Annotated in this window: 6 protein-coding genes and 1 pseudogene; all 7 read left to right on the plus strand. The window is 71.8% G+C overall.

Translation table 11 applies throughout. From position 1 onward, the window contains the following. Positions 1-432, plus strand: a pseudogene (locus tag G6022_RS04805) (DivIVA domain-containing protein); the annotation flags it as partial. 23 nt (positions 433-455) lie between these two features. Then, the gene (locus G6022_RS04810) at positions 456-1,046 is read left to right on the plus strand and encodes a YceD family protein (protein WP_179525485.1); all 591 of its coding nucleotides are present in this window, start codon (positions 456-458) and stop codon (positions 1,044-1,046) included. Beyond that, positions 1,043-1,741: a ribonuclease III gene (gene rnc, locus G6022_RS04815; protein ID WP_179525484.1), complete on the plus strand. Its 699-nt coding sequence runs from the start codon at positions 1,043-1,045 to the stop codon at positions 1,739-1,741. Before G6022_RS04810 ends, rnc begins: the two co-directional genes overlap by 4 nt. A 1-nt stretch (position 1,742) precedes the next feature. Next, positions 1,743-2,651 carry a bifunctional DNA-formamidopyrimidine glycosylase/DNA-(apurinic or apyrimidinic site) lyase gene (mutM, locus tag G6022_RS04820; protein ID WP_182639915.1) on the plus strand — a complete coding sequence of 303 codons (909 nt, stop codon included), beginning with the start codon at positions 1,743-1,745 and terminating at the stop codon, positions 2,649-2,651. 5 nt (positions 2,652-2,656) lie between these two features. Continuing rightward, positions 2,657-3,145, plus strand: a complete 489-nt coding sequence (locus G6022_RS04825; protein ID WP_182639916.1) for an OsmC family protein — start codon at positions 2,657-2,659, stop codon at positions 3,143-3,145. Continuing rightward, positions 3,142-3,432: an acylphosphatase gene (locus G6022_RS04830; protein WP_179525481.1), complete on the plus strand. Its 291-nt coding sequence runs from the start codon at positions 3,142-3,144 to the stop codon at positions 3,430-3,432. The genes G6022_RS04825 and G6022_RS04830 overlap by 4 nt, the downstream gene beginning before the upstream one ends. 16 nt (positions 3,433-3,448) lie before the next feature. Continuing rightward, a partial coding sequence (locus G6022_RS04835; RefSeq protein WP_182691087.1) for an AAA family ATPase occupies positions 3,449-4,263 on the plus strand: 815 nt, incomplete at its 3' end.

Raw genomic sequence — 4,263 nt, forward strand, 5'->3', positions numbered from 1 at the left:
GCCCGTGCGGAATCCGCCGATCTGCTCGACCGGTCCCGCCGCGAGGCCGAGTCGACCACCGCCCGTGCCCGCGCCGAGTCCGACCGGCTGGTGGAGCAGGCCAACATCATCTACGACCGCACCATCACCGAGGCCCGCCAGGAGCAGCAGCGGATGCTGTCGGAGTCCGAGGTCGTCCGGATCGCCGACGAGGAGGCCAGCCGGATCCGGGACGCCGCACACGCGGAGAGCGACCGTCGGCGCGAGGAGTGCGACGCCTACATCGACGACAAGATGGCGCGGTTCGAGGAGTTCCTCGGCTCGACCATCCGTACCGTGTCGCGCGGGCGCGAGGAACTCCACGGGGTCACCCCGGCCGGGCGACGTGAGGCCCCCGGCCGCCGCGGGGCCCGCGAGGGCGATCACTACGGCGACGGGTACGGAGACTACTGATCGGAGACGGTAGTCTGCTGGGCGTGTCCACCACCTCCCGCAAGCGACGCCAAGGCCGCCCGGCCGCCGATTCCCTCGTCCTCGACACCCGCAGCATCGCCCGGTCCCCGGGGGCGATGACGCAGGTCCAGCGTGCCGCGGTGCTGCCGTCGGACATCGGGGTCGAGTTGATCCGGATCCCCGAGGGGGCCGAGGTCGACCTGGACCTGGACCTGACCTTCGTCGAGGAAGGGGTGCTGGTGACCGGCACCGTCACGGGGCGGGCCGCGGTGGAGTGCGCACGGTGTCTCGGCGAGTTCACCACCGAGGTCTCCGTGGACCTGACGGAGATGTTCGCCGCCGAGGGGACGGCCGCGGCGGACGGCGCGGAGCAGGACGAGGTGCGGCTGCTCGACGGGGATCTGCTGGACCTGGAACCCGCTCTGGTCGACGCCTTCGGCCTGGAGTTCCCGATGTCGCCCACGTGCACGGACTACGGTCTCAGCGACTGCGTCAACCCCGACACCCCCGCGCCGGACGGGGTCTCCGGCAGCACCGAGGGGCGCATCGATCCGCGCTGGGCCGGCCTGGCGGAGAAGTTCGCGGACCCCGGGACCGACGAGGGGGCCGGGTGACGGACCCCTCCCCGGAGCTCGGCGCGGTCCTGGGTGTACAGCTGCCCCCGGAGCTGGCCGCACAGGCGCTGACCCACAGGTCGTACGCCTACGAGCACGGGGGACTCCCGCACAACGAGCGGCTCGAGTTCCTCGGCGACGCCGTGTTGGAACTCGTCGTGACCGAACACCTCTACACCGCGTACCCGGACCGCCCCGAGGGCGACCTCGCGAAGATCCGGGCGAGCCTGGTCAACACCTACGTCCTGGCCGATATCGCCCGCGAGATGGGCCCCGACGGGCTCGGTGCGCTCCTCCGCCTCGGCAGGGGAGAGGAACTCACCGGCGGGCGGGACAAGCACTCGATCCTGGCGGACACCCTGGAGGCCGTGTTCGGTGCCGTCTACCTGACCCATGGCCTGGAGGTCGCGCGGGGGATCGTCGAGGGGATCATCGGTGAGCGGCTGCGGGTGGTGCCCACCCTGGGAGCGGCGCTGGACTGGAAGACCAGCCTCCAGGAGAAGTGTTCGGCCCTCGGCCGGCCCAAGGCCCGGTACGACATCACCTCCACCGGGCCGGACCACGACAAGACCTTCGCCGCGGTGGCCCTGGTCGGAGACGATCCACTGGGGGAGGGCGTCGGCCGGACCAAGAAGGAGGCCGAGCAGAAGGCCGCCGAGCAGGCCTGGGCCGCCCTGGACCGGGCCACGGGCTGACATGCCGGAACTCCCCGAGGTCGAGGTGGTGCGACGCGGTCTCGAGTCGCACGTGGTGGGGCGTCGGATACTCGACGTCGACGTGACCGGGGCCCGCACGGCCCGCCGCCAGCCCGGCGGTCCGGCGGAGATCGTCGCCCGATTGCGAGATCGGGTGGTGACCGGTGCCGGCCGGCGGGGCAAGTACCTGTGGTTGACCCTGGACGGTGAGCACTCCGCCGGCGCCGACTGCCTGTTGGTCCACCTCGGGATGAGCGGCCAGATGCTGGTCACGACCTCCGACGCTCCGCAGGTACGACACCTCCACGCCCGCGCCCTGCTCGACGACGGCAGGGAGCTGCGGTTCGTCGACCAGAGGACGTTCGGCGGGTGGACCGTCGTCCCACTGGCCGAGGCCGCCGACGGCACCCGGGTGCTCCTGCCCGCGCCGGCCGCCCACGTGGCGGCCGACCCGTTCGAGCCCGGATTCGACGAGCAGGCCACGGCGCGGACGATCCGCCGCCGGGACACCGAGATCAAACGACTCCTGCTGGACCAGACCGTGGTGTCCGGCATCGGCAACATCTATGCGGACGAGGCACTGTGGCGTTCCGGTGTCCACGGCCGCCGGCGCGCGGGGGCCTTGACGCTGGCCACCGTCCGCGGAGTGCTCGGCCACGCCCGTGACGTGATGTCGGACGCGTTGGCCGCCGGGGGCACCTCCTTCGACGCCCTGTACGTCAACGTCAACGGGGCCTCGGGGTACTTCGACAGGTCCCTCGACGTCTACGGGCAGGCGGGGCGTCCCTGTGCGAGGTGCGGGACGCCGGTGGTCCGCGAGGACTTCATGAACCGGGGCTCCCACTTCTGCCCCGCCTGCCAGGCGGCGCCCCGCCGTGGTGGGGCGCGCCGGGCCCGCTCCGTACGATGACCGTCATGACGATGACCGGTAAGGACGACACCTCACAGAACCCACCGGCCGCCACCGAGCTCCGGGTGGAGCGGGCCGGGACCCGGAGGTACGTCGGGCACTCGACGCGGGGCGCGCGGGTCGAGATCGGGTCGGCGGACGTCGAGGGCGTGTTCACCCCGGGTGAACTGCTCAAGATCGCCCTGGCGTCGTGCACCGCGATGGCCTCGGACTTCACCGTCTCCCGCCGACTCGGCGACGACTACGCCGCGACCGTCCACGTCTCCGGGGACGCCGACCGCGAGGCCGAGCGGTACCCGCGGTTGGAGGAGACCTACGAGCTCGACCTCTCCGGGCTCGACCCGGTCATGCGGGACAGGCTGCTGGAAATGATCCGGCGCTCGGTGGACTCCGCGTGCACGGTCGGCCGGACGCTGGCGGCGGGGTCCGAGATCGGGTTGGGTTTCGAGACCGGACGAGGGCCGGGCGCGTCAGCAGTGGACGCCCCGCGATGAGCGGACGGGATCCGGACCCGGTCCGGCTGGTGGCCTGGGTCCACGGGCGGGTCCAGGGCGTGGGGTTCCGGTGGTGGACCCGGTCCAGGGCACTCGAACTGGGCCTCGTCGGGTACGCCGCCAACAAGACCGACGGCCGGGTACACGTGGTGGCGGAAGGACCGGAGCCCGCGTGTCGGGCCCTGGTGGAACTCCTGCGCGGCCGCGGGACCCCCGGCCACGTGGACCTCGTGGTGGACGCCTGGGAGCCGGCGCGCGGTGACCTGACGGGATTCGTCGAACGCTGACCTAGGATCGACACCCGTGTACCTCAAATCGTTGACGCTCAAGGGCTTCAAGTCCTTCGCGGCACCGACGACGCTGAGGTTCGAGCCCGGCATCTGCTGCGTGGTCGGTCCCAACGGTTCCGGTAAGTCCAACGTCGTCGACGCGCTGACCTGGGTGATGGGGGAGCACAGCGCCAAGTCGCTGCGCGGCGGCAAGATGCAGGACGTGATCTTCGCGGGGACCGCGGGGAAGGCGCCGCTCGGCCGCGCGGAGGTGACGCTCACCCTCGACAACTCGGACGGCACGCTGCCGATCGACTACGCCGAGGTCTCGCTGACCCGGCGGATGTTCCGCGATGGTGCGGCGGAGTACGAGATCAACGGGGACCGCGCCCGCCTGATGGACGTCCAGGAGCTGCTCTCGGACTCGGGCATCGGGCGCGAGATGCACGTGATCGTGGGCCAGGGCAAACTTGCCGAGATCCTCGAGTCCAAACCCGAGGAGCGTCGCGCCTTCATCGAGGAGGCCGCCGGCATCCTCAAGCACCGTCGTCGCAAGGAGAAGGCGCAGCGCAAGCTCGCCGGGATGCAGGGCAACCTCGACCGGCTGAGTGACCTGACCGGCGAACTGCGCCGCCAGCTCAAGCCCCTCGGTCGTCAGGCCGAGGTGGCGCGCCGTGCCCAGTCCGTCCAGGCCGACCTCCGCGACGCGACCTTCCGGTTGGCCGCCGACGACCTGGTGACCCGACGCGCCGAGCTGGCGGACGCGGAGAGCGTCCGTGCCCGACTCGCCGAGCAGGTGTCCGAGGCCGTGGACCGGCGGGACGAGCTGGCCCGGTCGGTCGCCCAGAC

It is taken from the genome of Dietzia sp. Cai40 (genome assembly GCF_014145165.1).
In the GTDB taxonomy this organism is placed as follows: domain Bacteria; phylum Actinomycetota; class Actinomycetes; order Mycobacteriales; family Mycobacteriaceae; genus Dietzia; species Dietzia natronolimnaea.

Coding starts and splice junctions, on each gene's coding strand:
- mutM (WP_182639915.1), top strand. CDS start 1,743: ATGCCGGAACTCCCCGAGGTCGAGGTGGTGCGACGCGGTCTCGAGTCG.
- G6022_RS04825 (WP_182639916.1), top strand. CDS start 2,657: ATGACGATGACCGGTAAGGACGACACCTCACAGAACCCACCGGCCGCC.
- G6022_RS04830 (WP_179525481.1), top strand. CDS start 3,142: ATGAGCGGACGGGATCCGGACCCGGTCCGGCTGGTGGCCTGGGTCCAC.